General features: G+C 46.4%; 21 protein-coding genes. 6 read left to right on the top strand and 15 right to left on the bottom strand.

Annotation, left to right across the window (positions count from 1 at the left end):
- The 5 genes from NJR55_RS06155 to NJR55_RS06135 all read right to left on the bottom strand — a co-directional run bounded on the left by NJR55_RS06155 (nt 1) and on the right by NJR55_RS06135 (nt 6,630).
- Complete coding sequence (locus tag NJR55_RS06155) at nt 1-1,419, bottom strand: sodium-dependent transporter (protein ID WP_253618750.1); 1,419 nt, start codon at nt 1,417-1,419, stop codon at nt 1-3.
- A 249-nt stretch (nt 1,420-1,668) separates the two neighbouring features.
- Nucleotides 1,669-2,790: a cell division protein ZapE gene (zapE, locus tag NJR55_RS06150; protein ID WP_253618748.1), complete on the bottom strand. Its 1,122-nt coding sequence runs from the start codon at nt 2,788-2,790 to the stop codon at nt 1,669-1,671.
- Between the two features lie 93 nt (nt 2,791-2,883).
- Nucleotides 2,884-3,735 carry a thioredoxin gene (gene trxA / locus NJR55_RS06145; protein ID WP_253618746.1) on the bottom strand — a complete coding sequence of 284 codons (852 nt, stop codon included), beginning with the start codon at nt 3,733-3,735 and terminating at the stop codon, nt 2,884-2,886.
- Between the two features lie 82 nt (nt 3,736-3,817).
- Complete coding sequence (locus tag NJR55_RS06140) at nt 3,818-5,191, bottom strand: aldehyde dehydrogenase family protein (protein ID WP_253618744.1); 1,374 nt, start codon at nt 5,189-5,191, stop codon at nt 3,818-3,820.
- On the bottom strand, nt 5,188-6,630 hold the full coding sequence (locus tag NJR55_RS06135) for an NAD-dependent succinate-semialdehyde dehydrogenase (protein ID WP_253619249.1): 1,443 nt from the start codon (nt 6,628-6,630) through the stop codon (nt 5,188-5,190). Before NJR55_RS06135 ends, NJR55_RS06140 begins: the two co-directional genes overlap by 4 nt.
- 343 nt (nt 6,631-6,973) lie before the next feature.
- Here NJR55_RS06135 and NJR55_RS06130 point away from each other — a divergent pair, with 343 nt between their 5' ends.
- Nucleotides 6,974-8,758 (top strand): DEAD/DEAH box helicase, encoded by a 1,785-nt coding sequence (locus tag NJR55_RS06130; RefSeq protein ID WP_253618742.1) that lies wholly within the window; start codon nt 6,974-6,976, stop codon nt 8,756-8,758.
- Here the strand turns inward: NJR55_RS06130 and NJR55_RS06125 are convergent.
- Both NJR55_RS06125 and NJR55_RS06120 read right to left on the bottom strand, forming a co-directional pair.
- Nucleotides 8,751-9,287, bottom strand: a complete 537-nt coding sequence (locus tag NJR55_RS06125; protein WP_253618740.1) for a lipocalin family protein — start codon at nt 9,285-9,287, stop codon at nt 8,751-8,753. The two genes, NJR55_RS06130 and NJR55_RS06125, sit on opposite strands and share 8 nt — an antisense overlap.
- 12 nt (nt 9,288-9,299) lie before the next feature.
- Nucleotides 9,300-10,856, bottom strand: a complete 1,557-nt coding sequence (locus NJR55_RS06120) for a cryptochrome/photolyase family protein (protein WP_253618738.1) — start codon at nt 10,854-10,856, stop codon at nt 9,300-9,302.
- Nucleotides 10,857-10,979: 123 nt separating this feature from the next.
- Between NJR55_RS06120 and NJR55_RS06115 the strand changes: the two genes are divergently transcribed.
- Together NJR55_RS06115 and waaA are read left to right on the top strand one after the other, a co-directional pair.
- Nucleotides 10,980-11,756, top strand: a complete 777-nt coding sequence (locus tag NJR55_RS06115; protein ID WP_253618737.1) for a glycosyltransferase — start codon at nt 10,980-10,982, stop codon at nt 11,754-11,756.
- Nucleotides 11,732-13,747, top strand: coding sequence for a lipid IV(A) 3-deoxy-D-manno-octulosonic acid transferase (gene waaA, locus NJR55_RS06110; RefSeq protein WP_253618735.1), 2,016 nt, complete (start codon nt 11,732-11,734; stop codon nt 13,745-13,747). The genes NJR55_RS06115 and waaA overlap by 25 nt, the downstream gene beginning before the upstream one ends.
- Before the next feature lie 67 nt (nt 13,748-13,814).
- On the opposite strand, the gene NJR55_RS06105 is transcribed toward waaA, so the two are convergent.
- From NJR55_RS06105 to mutY, 4 genes are all read right to left on the bottom strand, one after another.
- Nucleotides 13,815-15,068 (bottom strand): glutamate-5-semialdehyde dehydrogenase, encoded by a 1,254-nt coding sequence (locus NJR55_RS06105; RefSeq protein ID WP_253618733.1) that lies wholly within the window; start codon nt 15,066-15,068, stop codon nt 13,815-13,817.
- Nucleotides 15,068-16,180 carry a glutamate 5-kinase gene (gene proB, locus NJR55_RS06100; protein WP_253618731.1) on the bottom strand — a complete coding sequence of 371 codons (1,113 nt, stop codon included), beginning with the start codon at nt 16,178-16,180 and terminating at the stop codon, nt 15,068-15,070. Before proB ends, NJR55_RS06105 begins: the two co-directional genes overlap by 1 nt.
- A 156-nt stretch (nt 16,181-16,336) precedes the next feature.
- Complete coding sequence (locus tag NJR55_RS06095; RefSeq protein ID WP_253618729.1) at nt 16,337-16,609, bottom strand: oxidative damage protection protein; 273 nt, start codon at nt 16,607-16,609, stop codon at nt 16,337-16,339.
- 11 nt (nt 16,610-16,620) lie between these two features.
- On the bottom strand, nt 16,621-17,661 hold the full coding sequence (gene mutY, locus NJR55_RS06090) for an A/G-specific adenine glycosylase (RefSeq protein ID WP_253618727.1): 1,041 nt from the start codon (nt 17,659-17,661) through the stop codon (nt 16,621-16,623).
- A 115-nt stretch (nt 17,662-17,776) separates the two neighbouring features.
- Between mutY and NJR55_RS06085 the strand changes: the two genes are divergently transcribed.
- Nucleotides 17,777-18,868 (top strand): OmpA family protein, encoded by a 1,092-nt coding sequence (locus NJR55_RS06085; RefSeq protein WP_253618725.1) that lies wholly within the window; start codon nt 17,777-17,779, stop codon nt 18,866-18,868.
- 111 nt (nt 18,869-18,979) lie between these two features.
- Nucleotides 18,980-19,696 (top strand): tRNA (guanosine(46)-N7)-methyltransferase TrmB, encoded by a 717-nt coding sequence (gene trmB / locus NJR55_RS06080; RefSeq protein WP_253618723.1) that lies wholly within the window; start codon nt 18,980-18,982, stop codon nt 19,694-19,696.
- Between the two features lie 17 nt (nt 19,697-19,713).
- On the opposite strand, the gene hemW is transcribed toward trmB, so the two are convergent.
- Both hemW and rdgB read right to left on the bottom strand, forming a co-directional pair.
- Nucleotides 19,714-20,865, bottom strand: a complete 1,152-nt coding sequence (gene hemW, locus NJR55_RS06075) for a radical SAM family heme chaperone HemW (RefSeq protein WP_253618722.1) — start codon at nt 20,863-20,865, stop codon at nt 19,714-19,716.
- Complete coding sequence (rdgB, locus tag NJR55_RS06070; RefSeq protein WP_253618720.1) at nt 20,862-21,473, bottom strand: RdgB/HAM1 family non-canonical purine NTP pyrophosphatase; 612 nt, start codon at nt 21,471-21,473, stop codon at nt 20,862-20,864. Before rdgB ends, hemW begins: the two co-directional genes overlap by 4 nt.
- 130 nt (nt 21,474-21,603) lie before the next feature.
- On the opposite strand from rdgB, the gene NJR55_RS06065 reads away from it, so the two are divergent.
- Nucleotides 21,604-23,328, top strand: a complete 1,725-nt coding sequence (locus tag NJR55_RS06065; RefSeq protein WP_253618718.1) for a potassium/proton antiporter — start codon at nt 21,604-21,606, stop codon at nt 23,326-23,328.
- Nucleotides 23,329-23,330: 2 nt separating this feature from the next.
- Here the strand turns inward: NJR55_RS06065 and NJR55_RS06060 are convergent, their stop codons facing one another.
- On the bottom strand, nt 23,331-23,753 hold the full coding sequence (locus NJR55_RS06060) for a DUF4426 domain-containing protein (protein WP_253618716.1): 423 nt from the start codon (nt 23,751-23,753) through the stop codon (nt 23,331-23,333).
- 23 nt (nt 23,754-23,776) lie between these two features.
- Nucleotides 23,777-24,304, bottom strand: coding sequence for a YggT family protein (locus NJR55_RS06055; RefSeq protein ID WP_253618714.1), 528 nt, complete (start codon nt 24,302-24,304; stop codon nt 23,777-23,779).
- Nucleotides 24,305-24,310 lie beyond the last annotated feature (6 nt).

Here is a 24,310-nt window from a genome sequence, read left to right as displayed (position 1 = left end):
TTAGAAAATAGGGTAAGCGAAGAATTTAGTCAGCACCGTATTAATAAATACCGCCGCTAATATCAACGGAATGAAGGTACAGATAGATAAGCGCACATATTTGGCCAGTAGTGTATTTGGATAACCGGGGTTGCCTTCAGCAAGTTCCGAATCCAGGTTCTTACGGCGCCAGTGAAAACTGACAAATAAGCAAATTAAAAGACCATTCAGCGGCAAGATGGTGTCGTAAAAAACATCATAGATTACATCGAAAACTGACTTAGGCGTGTCAGCATAGAAAGTAAACTCAGTGAATGCCGGAACAAAACCAAAAGAGGTAGCGGCAATAAGCGTCAATACCGTTACCGCAATACCCATGAACAGCAGAGCTTTTTTACGACTTATCTTCGCTCGCTCAATGACCGCGGCGGTTGGTACTTCAAGAATAGAAACCAAAGACGTAATGGCCGCAATAAAGGTTAAGAGGAAGAAGATAGTAGCGGCAATGCTTGCGCCGACATAGCCCACAACGCCTTCCAGAGCAATGAATATTTGCGGAAAGAAAGAGAAAATCATACTAACCGAAGAGTCGCTCAACGAGTTCGGATTAGTATTTGGATTGATGGCGAATATGGCTGGCAGAGTCATTAAACCGGCGGTAAAGGCAACAGCTGTATCTGTTAAAGCGACCAGTTTACCTGAGGTGACAATGTCATCATTACGGCTGAAATAAGAGCCATAGGTTATTAAAATGCCCATACCGAGCGATAACGAGAAAAATGCCTGCGATAATGCGCCGTTTATTACCGAACCATCAATTTTTGAAAAGTCGGGAACCAGATAAAACTCAAGGCCGAGCACGGCGTTATCCAGCGAAAGTACAAAGATAACCAGCAAAATGAGCATAATAAACAATGCTGGCATCAGGAATTTCGCGGCTTTCTCTATCCCCTGACGAACACCACCGAGTAAGATGACATTGACGATTATTGTCACTGCAATAAGAAAACCAACAAAACCATAATCGTTTACGAATTGGCCAAAGTATTCGGCGTCAGCGAGCATATCAAGGTTACCAGTGACTGAATGCCAGAGGTAACCGAAGATCCACACCGTAATGACCATGTAGAAAACTGCAATCATAAACGGAGTGATAACGGCCAGTAAGCCGGCAAGATGCCAGCCTTTATTGTTTGGTGCCAGAGATTTATATGAACCTAAAGGGCTTTTTTGAGCGCGCCGGCCCAGACCCATTTCCGCCAACATAACTGGCACGCAGATAAAGGCAACGAATAACGCATAGATAATTAAAAATGCCCCACCGCCATTCTTGGTGGCAGCAACGGGGAACCCAACTAAGTTACCAATGCCGACGGCAGAACCTGCCGCTGCTAATATGAAGCCAATCTTAGAGCTAAATTGATCGCGTTGTTCGCTCATTCTGAACCTTCTTTTATCGTTTTTGTTTTACGCTTTTTAAGCGCTGCTGTTCAGCAAATTCCAGCAATCCTAGCAAGGCGTTAATTTAACGGCAAGCAGCTAATGACTGTTTGTGCGGCAGAATGCGGGAAATCCGGCTTGGAAACAAAACTTATTTTAACATCCATGACAATTGTAATATTGGAATTTGTTGCAAATTAGATAACATTTCATTAACTCAGTTTTAACACGCTGGTAAATACAGGGAATTCAACTCTCTGGAACAGATTGGCGTCTTTTTACCAGCGTGTTTCCCTGAATTGAGTCGCTCCATTGCTGCATTTCAAAAAGCCGTGAAACACAACGCCGGAAAGGAAAAGCCAATTGTCTGGCCTGATACAATCTATCAATGTCGGTTTCAGCGGTTACCAATAAGTGACACTTTCGGTCATAGCACTCATCGACTAAAGCAATAAAACGGCGGGCTTCGTTATCCAGTTTGCTGACAATATTTGTCTGATGTTCGCGTTGGTAGGTTTCCTCTACTCCATGTACCAGGTCTTTATCCGGTATATAAGAAAAGGCCGGAACCTTATGTACTGCAATAGCAGCATAACTATCGGCCAGCTCCATATAGTCGCGCTGACTTCTGGGACCTGAGCAGAGTGACATAAAATCAAAGCCAATCACTTTATTATTTTGCCATAAACAGGGGATTTCGCGGTTCATTATCCTAACGGAGGGGGTTTCTTTTGTGCTACCGAAACAGCTTTCTGCAAGTGAGCGGAGTTGTTGCAGAGTGCCTTGCTTAAGGTAATAAGGTAAATCTGTTTCGTGCAGTCGGCGATAATCAACGCCCATACCTAAGTCCAGGCAGTCACACTCTTTATTCAATAAATCTATTGTAGGTTCGAAGCGATGACGCGCCAAGCCATCTCTGTAGAGCTCATTGGGTGGGACGTTCGAGGTTGTTATTAAACTAACACCCTCGTTGAACAATGCATGCCATAGCCCGGCTAAAATCATTGCGTCGCCAATATCTTCAACGAAAAACTCATCCAGACAGATTATCGAATAGTGCTGTGACCACCTCTTAGCAATAATTTGCATAGGGTTAGCTTCGCCCTGAAGGTGATTAAGTTCTTCGTGGATTTTGGCCATAAAATGGTGAAAATGCAGTCGAATGGCCTTGTTTTCAAAAAGATGCTGATAAAACATATCCATCAGCAAGGTTTTTCCCCGGCCGACCGGGCCGAATAAGTAAAGACTTTTCGGTTTATGTCCTTGTGCAAGTGAGTCCAGTCGTTGCTGTAGTGCTTTTACCGCCTTTAACTGATATTTATCGGGCTGGAGCGCACCGGACTGAATGCTTTGCTTATAGTTTTCTTGCATGAGTTCATTATTACAAAACGTCAGGACAAAAAGAAGCCGGCTGGGGAAGCCGGCCAAACACTGCTGCTAGTGAACAACCACCAATGCAGGTCTTCAATACATTGTGCTGTACAATTTTCTACGATAGGTCGCTGCCAGAGGATCACCATCGGGTAACGAATTGATAATATCGAGGGCGTATTTTTTCGCATCAGCGAAATTGACGTCTCTACCCAACACAATGAAAACCTGCTGCAGGGCTTCTTCATCACGATTTGCTTCATGAAATTTAAGTGCCAACTGTAATTTTAAAGCCAGGTCGTCGGGGTTATTTTCTACTTGCTCCTGCAACGCACGTAATTCCGGAGAGTCAGCGGCATCTTCGGCCAGCTCAAGCTTGCCTTTTATACGCTGATAATCACTGTCTTGCTCGACCAGTGGAATCTTAGCGACCAGCTCTTTGGCCTGATCCAGGCGACCGGCATCGACTGCGGCTTCGGCTAAGAGTTTAAGAGCCTGCATATTGGTGTTGTCTAAATCGTAAGCTTGTTTAGCCAGAGTATAAGCCGTATTCGTGTCACCTTCGCCCATAGCGACATGAGCTTGTTGAATTAAGTCATCTGACGGGCTGGGCAGGTGTTTCGTCAGTATTTCCCGAATTTCACCTTCGGTTTTCACTCCACCGAAACTGTCAACTGGCTGACCGTCTTTAAAAAAGGCTACGGTAGGTAAACTGCGAATACCAAACTGGGCGGCTAATTCTTGCTGCTCATCACAATTTATCTTGGCGAGAATAATTTGATCACTGTATTGTATAGCCAGCTTTTCAAGCACTGGCATAAGTTGTTTGCAGGGTTCACACCAGTCAGCCCAAAAATCGATAATAATGAGTTTCTCTTTTGAGCCTTCCAGCAAAACTTGCTGAAAGTTCTGCAAGTCAAGGTTAACGATATTGGATTCGGACATCAGCTGCGACGCTCCTGTTTTAATAAGCCACTTTAATCTCTGTTATCAGGGATATGCTGACGCGAGTCCATAATTTCAATGGTTAATGACTAAACCAGGATAAGATTTTATCTTTTAACTTGCTGTAAGGCGGGTAGCGTAAAGCGACATCGAAGCGAAAACTGCGTTTCATCACGGGTTTTAAATGGCTGAAGGTATCAAAGCCCCATTTACCGTGGTAGCGGCCGATACCGCTGCGACCAACGCCACCAAAAGGCAATTCATCGTTCAGCATGAACATGAGCGTGTCGTTGTAACAAACATTGCCGGCAGACACTTGCTGTGTAAATAAATCGAGCAGGCGCTGATTGTTGCTAAACACATAGAGCGCTAACGGTTTTGGATGGCGACGGATTTCCTCGATGGCATCCGCTGCAGACTTAATGGTTATAACCGGCAGTAACGGACCAAAAATTTCTTCCTGCATGAGCGCACTGCCGTCTTTTATACCATCGACTATTGTGGGCGCAATATAAAGCTCGCTTTTATCAGAGTCGCCGCCGACAACTACGTTTTCGCCTTCCAGCATTTGCGTCAATCGCAGCCAGTGAGTCTGATGAATGATCCTGCCGTAATCATTGCTGAGCTGAAGGTCTTCGCCATAAAATTGAATTAGCTCCTCCCGTATGGCGGCAATGAGCTGTTCTTTAACACTGTCTTCTACCAGCACGTAATCTGGTGCTATACAGGTTTGCCCGGCGTTAAGGAATTTACCCCAGACAATACGCCGAGCTGTGACTCGTATTGGCGCATCGGCTAAAACTACCGCCGGGCTTTTACCGCCAAGTTCAAGCGTGACCGGGGTCAAATTCTCGGCCGCAGCGGCCATAATAGCTTTGGCTGCGTTTTCACCGCCAGTATAGAAAATGTGATCGAAGGGCAGTGCTGTCAGTTGTTGCGATTCAGTCGCTGCTCCGGTCACAATTTTTATCGCGGCATTGTCCAGATAGTCTGGTAACTGGCGCGCCAGTAGGTCTGCTGTTGCCGTCGCATGTTCAGAGGGCTTTATGACGGCGCAGTTGCCGGCCGCAATGGCTGCAATTAAAGGCGCCAGAAGTAACTGTAAAGGGTAGTTCCATGCACCTAAAATTAGCACCGTACCAAGCGGCTCAGGTACTAGCTGGCTTTTCGCCGGCCAGGCCAGTAAAGGGTTACCAACTTTGTGAGGCTTGCTCCACTTTGGCAGAGCTTTAATAGTATGTTTGATGTCGTTTTGTAGGAACTGTAGTTCGGTTAAGCGCGCTTCGCTTGGGTGTTTGTTGAGGTCTGCTTTCAGTGCTTGCAGTATTGGTTTTTCGTTTTCAATGAGAAAGCGCTGAAGTTGCTGAAGTTGGTTTAAACGCCATGACAGCGGACGAGTGAGCCCGCTGTCAAAATGGCTTTTTAACTGCTTAAGCGTTTGTTCAAATGGGTTCATCCAAGCCCGCCAAGAGTCACCGTTTTTAACTCAAGGTATTCGTCAATACCGTACTTAGAACCTTCACGACCAACACCGGATTCTTTAATTCCGCCAAATGGGTTGTAGGCGTGAGAGATACCACCGGTATTCACACCAACCATGCCGTATTCAAGCGCTTCACTTACGCGGAAAATACGAGCGGTGTCTTTGGCTGCGAAGTAAGAAGCCAGGCCAAATGGAGTATTGTTGGCTTTCTCAATGCCTTCTTCTTCTGTTTCAAAGGTATTAATAGCCACTACCGGACCAAAGATTTCTTCTTCACTAATATCCATTTCTTCGGTTACGCCTGTAATGACGGTTGGTGCATAGAATAAATCGCCTAACTCGGTCATTACTGAGCCGCCGGTTTCTATGGTTGCACCGTCAGACTTAGCAGCAAGTACTAAACGTTGTACTTTATCAACAGCGTCCTGATCGATAAGCGGACCTAGGTCGACATTTTCTTCTGTACCGGGCCCTACTTTCAGAGCTTTCACTTTACTGACAACCGCGTCGGTAAATTTTTCGGCTACTGACTGTTGTACCAGTATCCTGTTCGCTGAAACACAGGTTTGCCCGCCATTGCGGAATTTGCAGGCTATTAGCTGTTCCGCGGCTTGCTCTATATCGGCATCGTCAAAGACCAGGAACGGAGCGTTACCGCCAAGCTCAAGAGACAATTTGGTGACGTGCTCCGAACATTGCTGCATTAGAATTTTTCCGACACCTGTAGAACCGGTAAATGACAGCTTGCGAACCTGTGGTGAGGTCGCTAAACGCTTACCTACGCTCTTGGCATCACTGGTCGGAATAATATTGATAACGCCGTCGGGAATGCCAACTTCACTAGCCAGTTGGGCTAATGCCAGACTGGAAAGTGGAGTTAATTGCGGTGGCTTAACCACGATGGTACACCCAGCCGCTAATGCCGGCGCAATTTTACGAGTGATCATCGCGTTGGGGAAGTTCCAGGGCGTAATGGCTGCACAGACACCAACCGGTTCTTTAGTGACCATTACGCGCTTACTGCTATCGGCGTTAGGCAATATATCGCCATCGATGCGTTCAGCCTCACCGGCAAACCAGTCAACAAAGCTGGCGCCGTATTCGACCTCGCCAATGGCTTCAGCGACCGGCTTACCTTGCTCTGCACTCATTAACTCACCCAGAGCCTGCTTGTTGTCCATCATGGACTCGTACCATTTACGCAGCAGCATCGCACGCTCACGAGCCGTTTTCTTGCGCCAGCTTTTCAGGGCTGTTTCTGCAACATTTATGGCGCGTTGAGTTAAATCTTCGTCAGCGTCAGCAACCTCGGCTATTACTTCGCCAGTTGCCGGGTTAGTTACTGAGAAACGTTTGTCCGTAGGAACCCAGTGACCTTCAATAAAGCAGTCTTTCTTAGTCAGGGATGACATAGAATGTGCTGACATAATTCCTCCAAATTTGAGAATAACTCTAATAATGTAGGCAATATAAAAAGAAATGGTTCAACTTTTTCGATTATTTTGATGGAAATAGATGCGTTTGGTGAAAAAAAGCTCAAAGGCATTGCTTTTTGAGTAAAAAAACGTATAATCCGCCGTTCCTCAAGGAACACCGCATAACTGATGAGGCAGCGGTCACCCTTGATTCGTGGGGTTGCAGCGCCTGATTCCAGTCCAGACAGTTTAGAGACTGAACACTGATTCCTGTTGCCGGGCCATAACCCCTTTTTTATTGTGTTTGCCAATGGGCAAACGGGAATAAAGTGAGACAAATATGTCAAATACCCAAACGGGTCTGTCGTTTAACGACATGGCCTTACCTAGTGCTGTGCTTGAACAATTAAACGCAATGCAGTTTTTAACTCCGACTCCTATTCAGCTACAGGCTATTCCTGCACTGCTTGAAGGGCAGGACGTGCTGGGCGAAGCTCAGACCGGTACCGGTAAAACTGCTGCATTCGGTCTGCCTGCACTGGCAAAAATTGATGCGTCGGTTAAGCAAACTCAAGTATTAGTCGTAACTCCAACTCGTGAGCTGGCTATTCAGGTAGCTGAAGCGCTTGAAGGCTTTGCTGCGAAAATGCGTGGCGTTGGCGTAGCAACCGTTTACGGTGGCGCTCCATTTGGTCCTCAGGTTAAAGCCCTGAAGCAGGGGACCGCTATTGTTGTTGGTACCCCGGGTCGTCTTATCGACTTATTGAATAAAAACGTCCTGCAACTAGATGGTTTGAAAGTGGGCGTTCTGGATGAAGCCGATGAAATGCTGAACATGGGTTTCATTGAAGACATCGAAACGATTTTAAAAGCTGTACCGAATACGGCGCAACGCGCGTTATTCTCAGCAACTATGCCGAATGCAATTCGTAAACTGGCAAAAACCTTCCTGAAAGATCCGCTGAATATTCAGATTGAAGCTATTGCCCGCGAAAAAGCGACGATTAAGCAGAAAGCATGGAAAGTTCAGGGCATGACGAAAATGACCGCTCTGACGCGGTTACTGGAAGTGACTCCTTACCAACGTGCGTTAATTTTCGTACGTACCCGTCAGGATACGATGGATGTGGCTGAATTGCTGCAACGCAATGGCTTTAAAGCGGCGCCATTAAGCGGTGACTTGAACCAGGCTCAGCGTGAGCAGACTGTTAGTCAGTTACGTAGTGGACACATCGAAATTCTGGTAGGAACCGACGTTGTTGCCCGTGGCTTAGACGTTCCTGAAATTACGCACGTTATTAACTATGACTTACCGAGCGATACTGAATCTTATGTTCACCGTATTGGACGTACTGGTCGTGCCGGCCGTACAGGTGAAGCGATTTTGTTCTTCCGTGCAAAAGAGCGTCATTTGTTGCGTCACTATGAGCGCTTAACCAATGCTCCGGTTGAGTTCTTTGAAGTACCAAACGCCAATGAACTGAGCAAGTACCGTCAGCAACAATTGTTAGAGAAGTTGCAGGCGTCACTGGCTCCTGAAACTGCAAGCGCTGATAAGCCTAAACTAGAGAAACTGTTAGGCGAGTGGCTCGAACAGTCAGAGTTAAGCGCTGAAGAAATCGCATTAGCGTTGTTGGCTCAGCATAATGAGCAGCGTCCGTTATTCCTGAAAGAAGACCGTCCGGTACGTGAAGCTCGCGGTGAGCGTAGCGAACGTTCTGGTCGTAATGAACGTAGTGACCGTGGCGATAAACGTAAACCTCGTGCAGAACGTGGTGGTCGTGCAGCGGATGTAGATTTTGAAACCTACAAAATTCAGGTAGGCCGTGAGCATGGTGCTCGTCCGGGTGACATCGTTGGGGCTATTGCTAACGAAGCTTCAATGGACAGCAAATATATTGGGCAAATTCAGTTGTTTGATAATCACTCTTTAGTGCAACTGCCAAAAGGCATGCCAAAAGACATCGTGCATGTACTGAAAAAAGCTCGCGTGCGTCAACAGCCTATGGGCCTTGAGCTAAGTGACGAGCAAGTTAAACGCGCGCCACGTCCGCCGCGTGACCGTGATGCTCGTAGTGGCCCTAAGCGCAGCTCTGGTAAAGGTGCCGCGCGCCGCTTTAATTAAAGTCTCTTAACTCGGCCGGATGATCAACAATGATCATCTGGTCGATGTCATATCCCCACTCATGAGCCTTGGCTAAGGCGTAATCAATATCTGCCTGAGCAACATCCGGGCTTCTCGATAAAAACCAGAAATACTCGTGTGAGTCGCTGGTTACTATTGCCTGCTGATAATCACCACCTAACCAACTCACGTAATAACCGCCATAAAAGGGCCAGAAGAAGGTAACCTGATATGCGGCGTCCATATTTTCGACCGGCTCAGCCAACCCAATGGCGGTTTGCCATTCTTCATTTTTGACATGGTAGCCCCGGTTGGTCACTTCCAGTGTGCCATCACCATTTAACCGATACTCTGCCGTAACACCCTGAAGGCCCTCTTCAAAACTGTGTGGCATGCGGACTATTTCGTACCATTTACCCAGGTAGCGCTCGGCCTCAAAGTCGTCAACAACATCAGCTACCGGCGTTGGTTGAGAGTTACAGGCACTCAGTAGAAACGTAAAAAACAATGACACCATCCATTTATTCATTAGTGCTTCCTTTTATAAATCGTTGATATTATCTAAATAAGTTTCGGCTTGTTTGATTAACGCCAGCTGTTCTTCTTCGGGTTTCTTATTCCAGACCTGATACATCATGCTCATCCTGTGATTGTCTTTAAAGCGTTCTTTATGACGTTCAATAAAATGCCAGTACAGGCTGTTAAAAGGACAAGCTTTCTCACCGGTTTTCTTCTTCGGATTATAATAGCATTCTTTACAATAGTGCCCCATTTTTTGCATATAGTTGGCACTGGCAATGTAGGGTTTGGTTGCTATCAATCCGCCGTCGGCATACTGGCTCATGCCGCGCGTATTGGGCAGTTCCACCCACTCAATGGCATCAATATAAATGCCAAGATACCAGTCGTCCAAAGCATCCGGTGATACACCGGCCAGTAGTGCGAAATTTCCAGTTACCATTAACCGCTGTATGTGATGTGCGTAGGCATAGTCTAACGACTGCTTAATGGAATAGTGCAGACAGTTCATTTTGGTGTCGGCATTCCAGTAAAACTCCGGTAGCGCTCTAGTGTGGTTAAGATCGTTAAGGTTTTTATAGTCAGGCATATGCGCCCAGTAAATGCCCCGCACAAACTCTCGCCAGCCAATAATTTGCCGACAGAAGCCTTCAATTTGGGCAAGTGAAATGCTGTCTTTATTTTTCGACCAGGCATCAATAGCAGCGTTAACCACTTCTAACGGATGCAGCATTTTGGTGTTGAGAGAAAATGAAAGCCGTGAGTGATAAAGACTCCAGTGAGATTCACCAACGTTGTTTTCTGTTGCCATGGTGTCCTGATAACGACCAAAGTCGGGGAGTCCGAACTGACAAAAATGTTCAAGCAACTGCTTAGACTGTCTTCGGTTAACCGGCCATATCAGTTGAGCCGCGTTCGCTTGCCCCATGGTTTTAACTTCACTGTTGTGCAACAGCTCATCAATATCTGATACGTCATTAGAGAAGATTAAAGGCGGTTCTAGGTCATGATTTGCGGGAATCTTTTTCTGGTTTTCTTTATCGTAATTCCAGCGGCCTCCGGTCGGGCGTCCATCCTCCATCAGAATATCGTATTGCTTACGTACCTTTCTGTAGAAGGTTTCCATTAAGTAGTTTTCGCTATTGGGGAAATACTCTTTTAGCGAGTTGCGGCCAGTAAGAAAGTGCTCTGTATCAAACCAGTTTATATTAATTTTATTGGCGCCGGCCCAGCTTTTAAGTTGATGATCGAGACGGTATTCGTCGGGTTGCTGGCACTCCAAAGTAGTCACTTCGTGGTCTTGCATTAATTGCTGAAGGTTCTGGGTCAGGCTTTGGTTATTAGTGTCATTATCAAGTTTTATATAGTTTACTTGATGTCCTGCAGTACTCAGTGCGTTACCGAAAGCCCGCATTGCAGCGAAAAAGGCTAATACTTTTTGCCGATGGTGAACAACGTAGCCAGTTTCTTGTTTGAGCTCCATCATCACATAGAGTACGCCCGCGTTCTTTTCTCTGAACCACGAATGTCTGGCATTGAGTTGGTCGCCAAGTATTAGCCGTAGAGTATGAATTTTCATAAGTAGTGAGGGGTTAGGGTTGATAGCTTCATTACGTTCTATTCAGGGATTCAGATCGACATACCTAAATGCACCAAAATATGGCATTATGCGCGGTAGTTTCAGTTTCAGATTGGAGTAGTTATGAGTCAGGTAACGGATAACGAGAATTCATCAGAGCAAAAACCGGTCAACGTCATTTGCATTAAATGGGGTAAAAAGTATGGCCCCGATTACGTCAATACATTGCATTCAATGGTCAGTCGGCACCTTAGTCGACCGTTCCGTTTTGTCTGTTTTACCGATGACTTTGAGGGTATCAATGACGAGATTGAAGTAAAAGCTATTCCTAAAATTGGCTTTAAAGACTTTGATGAACAAGTTCCGTGGACAAAAGGTCACGGCTGGTTAAAGCTTACCTGCTTTGCGAACCCGCTTTATGATCTTGAAGGCCCAACCTTATTCCTGGATCTGGATATTATTATTGTTGGCAGCCTGGACGAATTCTTTGAGCCGGAAGGCGAGTTTATGGTGATCAAAGAGTGGGATAAATCTGACGCTACCGGGAATACATCGGTATTTCGTTTTGATATTGGCGCTCATGAAGATGCGTTAGAGCATCTGAAAAAAGACCCGAAAGCGGCTATTGCTGACGTACGAAATGAACAAGAATATATTACGCACTTTGTCGATCGCCAAAACAAGCTGACGTATTGGCCGGAAAAGTGGTGTCGTAGCTTTAAGCGCCATTGTCTGCGTCCATTTCCACTTAGCTTTTTTCAGGAGCCGCGTATTCCGGAAGAAGCGAAAGTTATTATTTTCCACGGCAAACCGCACCCGGATGATGCGTTGGAAGGCCGAAGCGGCAAGTGGTACCGTAAGGTTCTGCCAACCAAGTGGATAGCCGAATACTGGCGTTAAATGATATGCGATTGTGGATCTACGGAGTATTAATACGGCTGGTCACTCCAGCCGTTTTTGTCTGGTTGTGGTTGCGTGGCAGAAAAGACAGCCGCTATCGTCAGAACTGGTCAGAACGGCTTGCGCTGGGCTCTGTTGATAAAAGACAGCACGGCTGTGTGGTTATTCATAGCGTTTCCGTTGGCGAAACCTTGGCGGCGAAACGGTTAATCGAGCAGCTTTTGCGTCAGGAACCGTGTCAAAAAATACTCATTACCTGTATGACACCAACGGCCCGGGAACTTATCCAGCAGCATTTTGGCGACGCTGTTAGTTGTCGCTACTGGCCGATAGATACTCCGGGTGCTGCGAAGCGTTTTGTACGTAAGTTTAAACCTAAAGCCGTGTGGGTAATGGAAACCGAGCTTTGGCCGCAAATGTTACATCAATGTGCCAGTGCTAATATTCCCGTTGCATTGTTAAATGCACGCCTCTCGGCTCGTTCAGCGGCGGGTTATAGGCGGTTTCACTGGTTGATGAAGACGGTTTGGAAACAACTGACATTAGTTTCTGTTCAGAATAAAGAAACGGCGCGCAGAATGAAGGTTTTAGGTGTCCCCTATAGTGTGCTGTTTGTGGATGGAAATCTTAAATACGACGTTGAGCTTTGTGCTACTGACATTGAAAAAGCTCTGGCATGGCAGCATAGCTGTGCATCGCGACATGTGTGGCTGGCTAGTAGCAGCCATCCGGGTGAGCATGAGGTGCTGTTAGAAGCACATAAACTTATTCAACAGGACTTACCGAATTCATGCCTTATCATTGCGCCTCGACACCCTGAGCAATTTGAGCTGGTAGCACAAATGATACAGGAATCCGGACTTAAGCTTGCTCGTAGAACCCAAAGTAATGCTATACCTACAGACTGTGATGTCTTTCTCGCTGACAGCATGGGGGAAATGATGCTTTGGGGTCAATTAGCCTCGGTGAGCTTTGTCGGCGGAAGTATTATTAAGCGAGGAGGGCACAACCCCCTTGAAGTTATTGCTGCTGGCTCCAATGTTATGTCAGGGCGGCATGTGTTCAATTTCCCGCAAGTTTATGGTGAGTTGGCAAAGGCGGGCGCTGTGCAGTGGGTCAGTAATGCCGGAGAAATTAAAAAAGCTGTGGAGTTGATGCAGCAGACAGCTGTCATGAAAGCGCAACATGAAGCTGCTAAAAGCGTTTTACAAACGCACCAGGGTGCTACGTTAAGAGTATTAAAGCGGGCACTGGAATATACTCTGACAGGAAGTGGTATGATAAAAACAGAGCAGAGTCCCCAAGGGCTTATTCGCTACGACAGCGATATTTTTGAAACGATAGAAGACAAGCATTTTACAGCCCAGTATTGGCAGCAACAGAAGTCGATTGCGGGAAACTCAACGGGACGCGCAACAGTTTGGTTTATTCAGCAGGGTGATTTGGGACTTTTACTGCGCCATTATTATCGTGGTGGTTTAGTCGGTAAAATTAATAAAGATCGTTTTTTACGTGAACCTGCGGAAAAAAGCCGGGCTATTCATGAGTTCGATTTGCTATTGAAGCTGCGGGAAATTGGTTTGCCCGTTCCTCGTCCAGTAGCAGCTCGTATGGAAAAGACAGCGGTTTTCAGTTACAAAGCCGACATTCTGGTAGAAGTTATACCGGGGGCTGTCGATGTTTTTCGCTTACTGCGTGAAAAGAAACTCTCCGCAGAGTTATGGCAAAAGCTGGGAAGTGTTATTAAAGAGCTGCACGATACCGGTGTCTACCATTCAGATTTAAATTGTCACAACCTTATGCTGGATGACAAAGACAAAGCCTGGATTGTCGATTTTGATAAATGCGATTTCCGTGAAAATGGTGACTGGAAAGAAGCCAATATCCAACGGCTATTGCGCTCTTTACGCAAAGAAAAAGAGAAGAATGAGACGTTCTACTGGAAGGAGTCACGTGACTGGCCTGAATTATTAACTGGCTACCGTCGTTAAGCTTTAAGCCATAAAAAAAGCCCCGGCCACTAAGTGAAGTGACCGGGGCTTTTTAATGCGTGAAATACTAGTCGCGGACCTGACCGTTACCGGTCACCACGAATTTCTCAGTTGTTAGTGCTTCAAGACCCATTGGTCCGTATGCGTGTAGCTTACTGGTAGAGATACCAATTTCAGCACCCAAACCTAACTGGCCGCCATCAGAGAAGCGAGAAGAGACATTTGCCATGGTAACGGCTGAATCTACTTCACGAATGAAACGCTTAGCCGTTTCATCGTTTTCAGTGATAATAACTTCGGTATGACCGCTACCAAACTCCTGAATATGCTCAATAGCACCTTCGTAGTTGTCGACGGTGCGAACCGCAATTTCAAGAGCCAGGTATTCTTCACCAAAAGCATCGTCTGCAATCTCATCAGCGCCATCAAAGTAGCTTACTGAACGCTTATCTGCATGGATGGTTACGTCTTTTTCAGCCAGAGCCTTAGCAGCCATAGGCAAGAACTTATCAGCAACGTCCTGATGAACCAGTAGACCTTCGAGCGCATTACAAACGCCGGTACGCTGAGTTTTACCGTTAAGCAAAATAGCCAGAGCTTTATCAAGGTCTGCATCTTTATCAACGTACAGGTGGCAAACACCTTTATAATGCTGAATGACTGGGATTTTACTGGTGTCACTAACGAAGTGAATCAAGCCTTCACCGCCGCGAGGAATAACCAGATCAATATAGTCTTTCTGTTGCAGAAGTTCAGTCATCAGTTCGCGGTCAGGTGTTGGCACCACGGTGATAACGTCTTTAGGCAGATTGCTGGCTTCTAAAGCTTCGTGCAATGCTTCAGCAATGGCTTTACTGCTGTCAATTGCTTCACGCCCACAACGCAAGATAACGGCGTTACCCGATTTGAAGCACAGTGCTCCAGCATCAGCAGTTACGTTAGGACGAGCTTCGTAAATCATACATATAACGCCCAGAGGAATGCGCATTTTCTCAATTTTCATTCCGTTAGGACGCTCGTCCAGAACGTAGCTATCGCCTACAGGATCTTTCAACGCAATGATTTCTTCAATGGCAGAAGCCATACCTTCAATGCGTTCAGGCGTTAACTCAAGACGATCCATCATAGAATCACTCAGGCCTTTTTCTTTACCAGCGACCAGATCTTTCTTATTTACTTCAATAATCTTATCTTGGCGTGCACGAATAGCGTCAGCCATTTTCTGCAGTACGCTGTTTTTATCTGCTTCAGATAAGGTGGCTACTGCCCGTGCGGCTTTCGCCGCGCGTTGTGAAATTTCTTTTGCTATTTGTTGACTCATTAGTCCTCCAAAATCATTAGGTCGTCACGGTGAATAACTTCCGTTATCGGGCTATAGCCAAATTTCTCTGCTATATCTTCAGTTTGCTGCCCTTTAATGTGCATCAGTTCGTGCGCGCTGTACTGACAAATACCTTTTGCGATAGCGTCAGTATCGTTGGCACTGCGAACCAGCACGGCGTCACCGCGATCAAAGTCACCTTGTACATCAACGATGCCTGAACTGAGTAGTGAGGCACCGTTCTCAATTAATGCTTTCTCAGCACCTTCATCAACCAATATTTCACCCTGGGCGACCAGAGTGTGTCTTAACCAATGCTTTTTATTGCTAATTGGATCAGATTGGCGACGGAATAATGTGCCGGGGATATCCCCTTGTAGTAACGATTCAAAAGTTTCACCTTTACGACCGTTAACTATGTAAGTATCGATACCGTGTGAAGTGGCTTTCTCTGCCGCCTCAACTTTAGTGCGCATTCCCCCTGTACCGACGGAACTTACGGAACCACCGGCAAGCGAATAAATGCTTTCGTCAATTTGTTCAACCACCGGTATTTTTTTCGCATCCGGATTCAGATTCGGATCTGAGTCATACAGACCGTCGATGTCTGAACAAATAAACAGGGCGTCGGCATCAACCAAAGTTGCGATCATGGCCGACAAGTTATCGTTATCACCCACTTTCATTTCGTCGGTAGCAAGAGCATCGTTCTCATTTACCACTGGTAAAATGTCGTGCTCTAACAATCTGTTTAGGGTGTTTTTAATGCTGACGTAGCGAGCTCGGTCGCGTAAGTCGCTGTGGGTCATAAGCAACTGGGCGCAGGGGGAATCGAAAAAGCGTGACCAGTAACCCATCATTTCATTTTGACCAACCGCCGACATTGCTTTGCGCACGGCAACCGGTACTTTCTTGTGTTCGAAGTTAAAATGTTTGCGGCCGGCAGCAACACTGCCTGACGAGACTAAGACAACTTCTTGTCCGCGTTCTCGGCACTCGTTAATAAAACGAGCTATGGGTAATAGGTATTTGGTGCTAACCCCAGTTTCATCTGGCGCGATGAGCGCACTCCCCACTTTCAGTACGGCTCTTCGCCAGGATGGCGCTTTCATAGAGACTCCCTTTTGTTGAATTCGTTAGTAGTCTAACAGATTGGCTGTCTAAGCTCCAGCGAGGCTCATAAGCCATACCTATTGTCAATATATTAGACAATAATTTCGATTTACAAGAAAAAAGAGTCGAGTCAGGAAATTCGTTAATGTAATACATTAATTCTCTGGTGGGGTATAGCCTTCAATTTCGGGGTTTTCGCCTTCGAATAGAAAGGCTGTCATCTGCTTTTCAAGAAATTCACGATCGGTGGGATCCATCATGTTTAAACGTTTTTCGTTTATCAGCATGGTTTGTTTTTTCTGCCACTCGGCCCAGGCTTCTTTTGATATGTGGTTAAAAATACGCTCGCCCAGCTCGCCGGGGTAGAGTTGAAAGTCGAGACCTTCGGCTTCTTTTTGAAAATGCTCACAAAATACGGTACGGCTCATGCTGTGTTCACCTATTTAGTAGTTAACTGCCCCATCAGTTTAACGGTTGGTGCAGCAAAGCCCAAGTCCTGATTGGTATCAGCCTTTACCCATAAGTGTTGAGCTTCGTTAAGTAAAGTCTCAGAGGGAGCAACGTCAATTAGCAGTGGCTTACAGTCAAGGTGGAAATGGCTAAAGGTATGGCGAAAAGGTGGTAGTTGCTGTCTTGCCAGTTCAGTGAGACCGTATTGTTGGACTAATGAAGGAATATCCGTTTCCTCATCACATTGTGGAAAGCACCAAAGCCCGCCCCATATACCAGACTGCGGGCGCTTCTCGAGCAAAAACTGATGATTATGCCGAAAAAGCAGCATGTGGGTTGCTTTTACTGGTTTAATCTTTTTCGGCTTCTTTCCCGGATACTGTGCTATTGTGTCCGTTGCTCTGCCGGTACAGGTGCTATTGACAGGGCATTGCTCGCAAAGCGGTTTACTGCGAGTGCAAATCATTGCACCGATATCCATCATTGCCTGATTGTATGCGCCGGAGTCTTGCTTCGGGGTCAACTGTTCACTCAGTTGCCACAGCTGCTTCAAAACATCTGCCTTACCAGGCCAGCCAGAAACAGCAAAATGACGTGCTAATACACGCTTAACGTTGCCATCCAAAATAGGTGCGTACTCACTGTGTCCAAGTGAGCGAATTGCACCGGCTGTTGAGCGACCAACCCCAGGTAATTGTTCGAGTTCATGAACTTTTTTGGGAAATTCACCGTTATATTGAGTGCAAACAAGTTTTGCAGTTTTATGAAGGTTACGGGCTCTTGCGTAATAGCCTAATCCAGTCCATAAATTCAATACTTTGTCTTGTGGAGCTGAGGCCAGTTCCTGAATCGTAGGAAAGGTTGCCATAAAACGTTCGAAGTACGGAATAACGGTAGTGACCTGGGTTTGTTGCAGCATAATTTCTGACACCCAGACGCGATACGGCGTGACGTTTTTCTGCCATGGCAGATGCTTACGCCCGTATTGCTGAAACCAATTGAGAACCTGTGAGCTGAATGTCTGAGTCAACTGTAAATCTCTGCAAATAAAAATGACTTAACTGAAGAATGTACTACTCTTTATGACATACACAGTGTCTCATATTCCGAGCATGATTGTTATTGCAATTAAAAGGAGCTTTGCAATGAAAACCTTAAATTTAATCACTATATCTTTGCTAACCGCTGGATTAACCGCTCCAGTTTTTGCGCAGCAGACCGAGGTTGAGCAAAACGACTTTTATCTGGGCGCGCGTTTAGGGGCATTTTCTGCCGACGATGATCGCGTTGCGGTAAAAAATGGTCAAGCATTTTTCGTTGATGACGGATTTAAAACCATCACTTCGGGTGTCGAAGCGGGCATGATGTTTACTGAAGCATGGGAAGCCCGTATTTATTATGACTACATGGAAGCTGATCTGGTTGGCGCAGGCGATGCCTACGGCGACAGCTACGGTGTTGATGCGCTATACCACTTCAACAACAACTTTTATGCTGGTTTAGGTGTAAACAACACTGAAATTGGTGATGTTACGGATGTTGCCGCACGAGCCACACTTGGTCATCGTAGCTTTATTACCGATAACCTGGCCTGGCGTATAGAAGGTGGTGCTCAGCGTGGTTGGGAAGAAGACTACACGGAAATGTTCGCAAACGTTGGTTTGCAATGGTTCTTTGGTGGCCGCGATACCAGCCCTGAACCAAGAACACGTCCGGAGCCACGTCCTGAACCTCAAAAAGCGGCACCTGCGCCGGAGTCTAAACCTGTAGATTCTGATGGTGACGGCGTTGTTGACTCAAAAGACAAATGCGCCAACACACCCAGAAATTATTCGGTAGACGAAAACGGTTGTATTCTTTATGAAAACGAGACCATTACTGAGGAATTACTTGTTGAATTTGATTTAAATTCATCGAAAATTCGAGATAATGCATTTTCTCAAATTGAAGACATGGCCGATTTCATGAAAGAACATCCACAGCTGGATATTACTATTCATGGCCATACAGACAGCACGGGCGAAGCTAAGTATAACCAGTGGTTATCTGAGCGTCGCGCTGAATCGGTAGCTAATGCGCTAGTGAATAAATACGGTATAGCGAAAAGCCGCGTCGACTTTAAAGGTCACGGTGAATCTCAACCGAAAGTTCGCGAAAACAGTGCAGCTGATCGTCAAGACAACCGTCGCATCGAAGCAACATTGAAAGTCGTAAACCGGGTACCTAAAACTCGTTAATACCGATTGTATTGATTGCTTGAAATAGCGATAATAGCTCTACTTTAAACAGGCCTGATTTTTCAGGCCTGTTTTTTTCGTATCAGCTAATGAGTAATTTGCAGGAAGGTCATGAGCCATTTTAAGAGCGCAGAAGAAGCCGCCGCCGCGGGTAAATACGTAAGAACCGTGCGCAGTTTTGTGAAAAGAGAAGGAAGACTGACGAAAGGACAGGCTGCTGCAATTGAACGTCTGTGGCCTTCAGTAGGTTTAACGCTGGAAAATGGTCGACTGGACTTGGCTAGTGTTTTTGGTCGGCAAGCGCCGGTAACTCTGGAAATTGGTTTTGGTATGGGACATTCGTTAGTCGAGATGGCGGCTAATGCCCCCGAGCGTGACTTTATTGGTATAGAAGTGCATGAACCAGGTGTCGGGGCTTGTCTTATGGCTGCTGAGGAAGCTGAGGTGAAAAACCTTCGGGTGTTTCATGAAGACGCTGTTGAAGTATTAAAACAATGTATTCCGGATAAAAGTCTGAACTGTGTTCAAATTTTCTTTCCCGACCCCTGGCACAAGAAGCGTCACCATAAACGCCGCATCGTACAGCCCGAGTTTGTGCAATTATTAATTCAGAAAATTGAGACTGGCGGTGTTATTCATCTTGCAACTGACTGGGAAAACTATGCCGAGCATATGCTGGAAGTTCTGAATGACGAACCCCGCTTAACGAATTTGTCGTCTTCAGGCGATTATGTGCCTCGTCCTGACAATCGCCCAAAAACCAAGTTTGAACGCCGGGGCGAAGGAAAAGGCCATGGCGTTTGGGACCTTCAGTTTAAAATCAACTAACCTGCCACGCTTCTGGGTTAATCCAGAAGCGTATCCAGAACCGAGTTTAAGAATCTGTGGCCGCGTTGAGTCAATTGCCAGTTAAGCTCGTCTTCTGTTACAAGTTCCAGAGTTTTCGCTTTCGCTAACTGCTTTGAGGCTGCCTCTGCAGAAAGAGCTGTGGTTTGTTCAAAGTTACCTTTACTAACCGGCTCCAGTAAGCGGAATTGGTTCATGAAAAACTCAAACAAGCGGTCATCTACTGCGACTTCTTTTAATTGATAACGCAGAGGCTTGGTTAAATCTAAATAGCCTTTGGGGTGCTTCACTTTTTCGCAACGCAGAATTTTATTTTGCTGGGGCAAAGTCACTTTGCTGTGGGCTCCGCAGCCAATACCTAAATAGTCGCCATATTGCCAGTAGTTACGGTTATGCCTGCTCTGATGGCCTGGTTTAGCGTAAGCGCTCACTTCGTACTGAGAATAACCGGCTGCTTCCAGAAGTTTATGACCCTGCTGGTAAATTTCCCACAGTGTGTCGTCATCCGGTAGCTCGGGCGGCTGGCTGGCAAACAAGGTATTCGGCTCAATAGTCAATTGATACCAGGAGATATGCGGTGGGTTCAGGGCAATAATCTGACGTAAGTCGTCTAATGCCATTTCTACGGTTTGATCCGGTAAGCCATGCATAAGGTCGAGATTAAAACTGGATAGCGGTAATTCACTTGCGTGCGCGGCCGCATCTTTTGCCTGTTGCGGATTGTGAATACGCCCCAAGCGTTGTAACTGATGTTCCTGTAAGCTCTGAACACCAATAGACAAGCGGTTGATGCCTGCAGCAACGAAAGCAGAGAATTTTTCAGTCTCAAAGGTTCCCGGGTTCGCTTCCATAGTGACTTCACAATCGGAACTTAAAGTCACTATTGAACGAACGCCGTCCATTAACTGCTGTATTGCTTTTGCGGACAATACACTTGGGGTTCCTCCGCCGATAAATATCGACTGAATTTCCCGATCCTGAACCCAGTCAAAGTCGGCTCGTAAGTCTTCTAAAAGACGGCCGACATAGCTCGCTTCAGGCACATCACCGGTCAGCTTATGGGAATTGAAGTCACAATAAGGGCACTTCTGAATACACCATGGAATGTGTATGTACAGAGACAGCGGGGGAAGAGTCAGAGGAGAAGTCATTCAGCTAACTGCTCCAGCAGCAGCTTTAACGCTTGTCCGCGGTGGCTGAGCCCTTGTTTTTCTGTTTTGCTTAATTGCGCTGCGGAACAGTTTTTTTCTTTAACCCAGAACACCGGGTCGTAGCCGAAGCCTTCTTCTCCAACCGAGCGAGTTAATATGTGTCCGTCCCAGCGACCCTGGCAGATTATTGGTGTCGGATCTTCCGCATTTTGCATATAAACCAGTACACAATGAAAACTGGCCTGACGCTGGCTTTCTTCAACGCCCTCTAAGGCTTGCAGTAGTTTATTGATATTGTCGGAGTCGGTGGCATTGCCGCCAGCGTAGCGAGCCGAGTAAACCCCGGGGGCGCCTTTTAAAGCCGTAACGGCCAGACCTGAGTCATCAGCAATAGCAGGTAAACCCGTTTGCTGGCAAGCGTGGCGAGCTTTTATAATGGCATTTTCAACAAAAGTTGTGCCGGTTTCATCAGCTTCAGCGAAGTCCCACTCTGACTGCGGACGAACTTGCCAGTCGGCAGTGGCATGTGTCTGACTTAACATGTGGCGCAACTCCGCAACTTTTCCTGCGTTGCCGGTAGCCAGCACTAAGGTTTTTTGTGACGTCATAAGCGAACCTGTACCCTAATTATCAAGGGGCACAGGATAAAGGGTTTTAACGGGATTTGAAATCTAACATTAGCCTCTAAGTGAAACCTGCTATGATGAACAAGCAGAGACAAAGATAAGGAGATTCTATTTGGATTCGGCTAACACCTTGATTTTATTGTGTGGCTTGCTGCTGGTTGTCAGTATTTTAGCTGCTGTAGCATCCAACCGGCTGGGTGCACCTGTACTGCTGACCTTTTTGTTGATTGGAATGCTCGCGGGTGAGCAAGGTGTATTAGGTGTCGAATTTAACAATCCGGATATTGCGTTTTTTATTGGCTCTGCGGCTCTGGTTATTATTTTGTTTGATGGTGGGATGCGAACGCACCCTGAGCGGTTTCGGGTAGCACTCTGGCCAGCTATTAGTCTGGCGACCATAGGTGTTGCATTAACCTGTACTCTGGTGGCTTCTGCAGCGGTGTATTGGTTTGGTTTACCCTGGCCTGCGGCTTTACTGATGGGGGCGATACTCAGCTCTACAGATGCTGCTGCGGTGTTTGGTATCTTTCAGTCCCGCGGGTTGCAGATTAAAGAGCGGGTTGCATCTACCCTTGAGATAGAGTCGGGCAGTAACGACCCCATGGCCGTTATTTTGACTTTAACCATGACCGGTGCCGTAGCCAGTGGCAGCTTCCCTGACTGGTACTGGGTAGGCCTTGATGTCATCTGGCAGCTAATTGGCGGCCTGACCATAGGTTGGTTAGGTGGTCGGTTATTCATTATTGCGGCACGTAAGTTGCCTCTTAGTTTCAGCTTCTTTCCATTGCTAGCGGTAGCCTGCGCTATTTCCATTTATGCACTAACCGCAAAACTCCATGCCAGTGGGTTTCTGGCTGTCTATTTAATGGGCTTTGTTATTGGCAATGCGCGACTGCCTCAACTAGTGCATATACTGCAAGTGCAGGATGGGCTGGCCTGGCTAAGTCAGATAGCCATGTTCCTTATTCTGGGGTTATTGGTTGTTCCTTCTCATTTAGTGGCTAATGCGCCGGTAGCCATTGGTATTGCCTTTACCTTAATTTTTATTGCCCGCCCGTTAGCTGTCGTTGTTAGCTTACTGCCGTTTAGCTTTCCCTGGCGTGAACAGGTGTTTATTAGCTGGGTGGGCTTAAGAGGTGCGGTTCCTATTATACTGGCGTTATTCCCCTGGTTGAGTGGCGTACCTGATCAAGAACTGTATTTTGATATTGCCTTTGTGGTGGTCATGATTTCACTCATTATCCAGGGGTGGAGTATTGCACCGGTAGCGCGTTGGTTAGGGCTTGAGGTACCGTTAAAAGCTAAACCTCAGCAGCGTATGCCACTATCCTCAGTTCCCAGTAAGGAAGCCCTGGAAGTCTGGCTTTATCAAATCGACAAAAACTCGCCAGCTTGTGACCATACCTGGAAGGAGCTAAAACTAACGGCTCCGGCTACCTTCGTGGGGCTCATCCGAGATGGCGAATGGTTACAGCCAGAAACTCAGCCCATGGTGGAGGAGGGTGATGGCCTACTGGTCGCCGCGACGGTAAACGATATTGATGAAGTGAGCAGAATTCTAGCTTCAGGTGGTAAGGGCTTAAAAGTATCGGAAAAAGACTTCTTTGGTGATTTCACCTTACGGGGAGATCTTACCCTGGCCGATGTTGGTAGTTTCTATCCCGTAGGGGAACTCAATGAAGGCTTATTGAGCACCACGATATCTGACTACTTTTTACTGAAGTTCCACCGCCGTGTGGTGATTGGCGATATGATACGTTTGGGCGATGTCATTCTGACGGTAAGGAAAATCAGTGATAAAGGTGATATTCAGTCAATAGGCGTTAAGCCGGTTTAAAGCTAATCGTTTAACCAGAACTCCTGGTTAAATTTAAACTGATGTTCACCAACCTGAATGGTAAAACGCAGGGTTTCGGCATTAGAGTGCTCAAACTGAGCCAGGTAATAACTGGCATCACCTTCAGTCACCTGTTGAAAATCGAGCTCCTGTATTTGTCCCAGCGGATTAACCACTTGCCCTGTTACTTCTGGTGTTTGCGCTTTTTGAGTCTTTTTATCCAATACCGCAATATTGATAACGCCTTTCGATGCACTACGGGTTAAGTCGTATTGCGTCGCAATAGCGGGAGATAAAGAGGTGGAGTTAAAAGCGCTGTAGTGAACATCCCAGTCGCCGAGCGTCTCTTTCTGTTCGGCCATAACAATGCCTGAAAATAGCAAAGACATAGTCATTACTGTTTTAACAAAGAATGTTTTACTCATCACTTTTTCCTCCACCAGTAGCTTTAAACACCAATTAATATGCGTAAAAATTGCAGTGCAATAATGACAACCAGTACCGATAAATCTAAGCCTCCAATTGGAGGAAGAATTTTACGTACAGGCGCTAATAACGGCTCTGTGATTTGGTGTAGCATGGCTTCTACCGGGTTGTACCCCTGTGAGAACCAGCTGAGTATTGCCCGAATAACCAGTACCCAGAACAACATTGACAGCAAACTGCTTACAGCCGTTAATATTCCCTGAATAACAATCACCAGCGGGTCGACAACTAAATTGTTAAGCCAGACCAGAGCCGCTACTTTCAGCATGCCTAATGCCAATGCAAAAATTAAGCTAGCTGTGTCCAGCTTGCCCAGCATTGGCATAAAGCTTCGCAGCGGACCCACTACAGGCTGGGTTGCCTTATAAACAAACTGGCTGACCGGGTTGTAAAAGTCAGCTTGAGTTAACTGCATCCATAGTCGCAAAAGTACTATGACCAAATACAGGTCAATTATGGTTGCGACTAAAAATGTAAGGGCGTTATTCATAATGAC

This window comes from Idiomarina rhizosphaerae, from assembly GCF_024159085.1.
GTDB lineage: Bacteria > Pseudomonadota > Gammaproteobacteria > Enterobacterales > Alteromonadaceae > Idiomarina > Idiomarina rhizosphaerae.
This window is presented reverse-complemented; position numbering and strand designations above follow the sequence as displayed.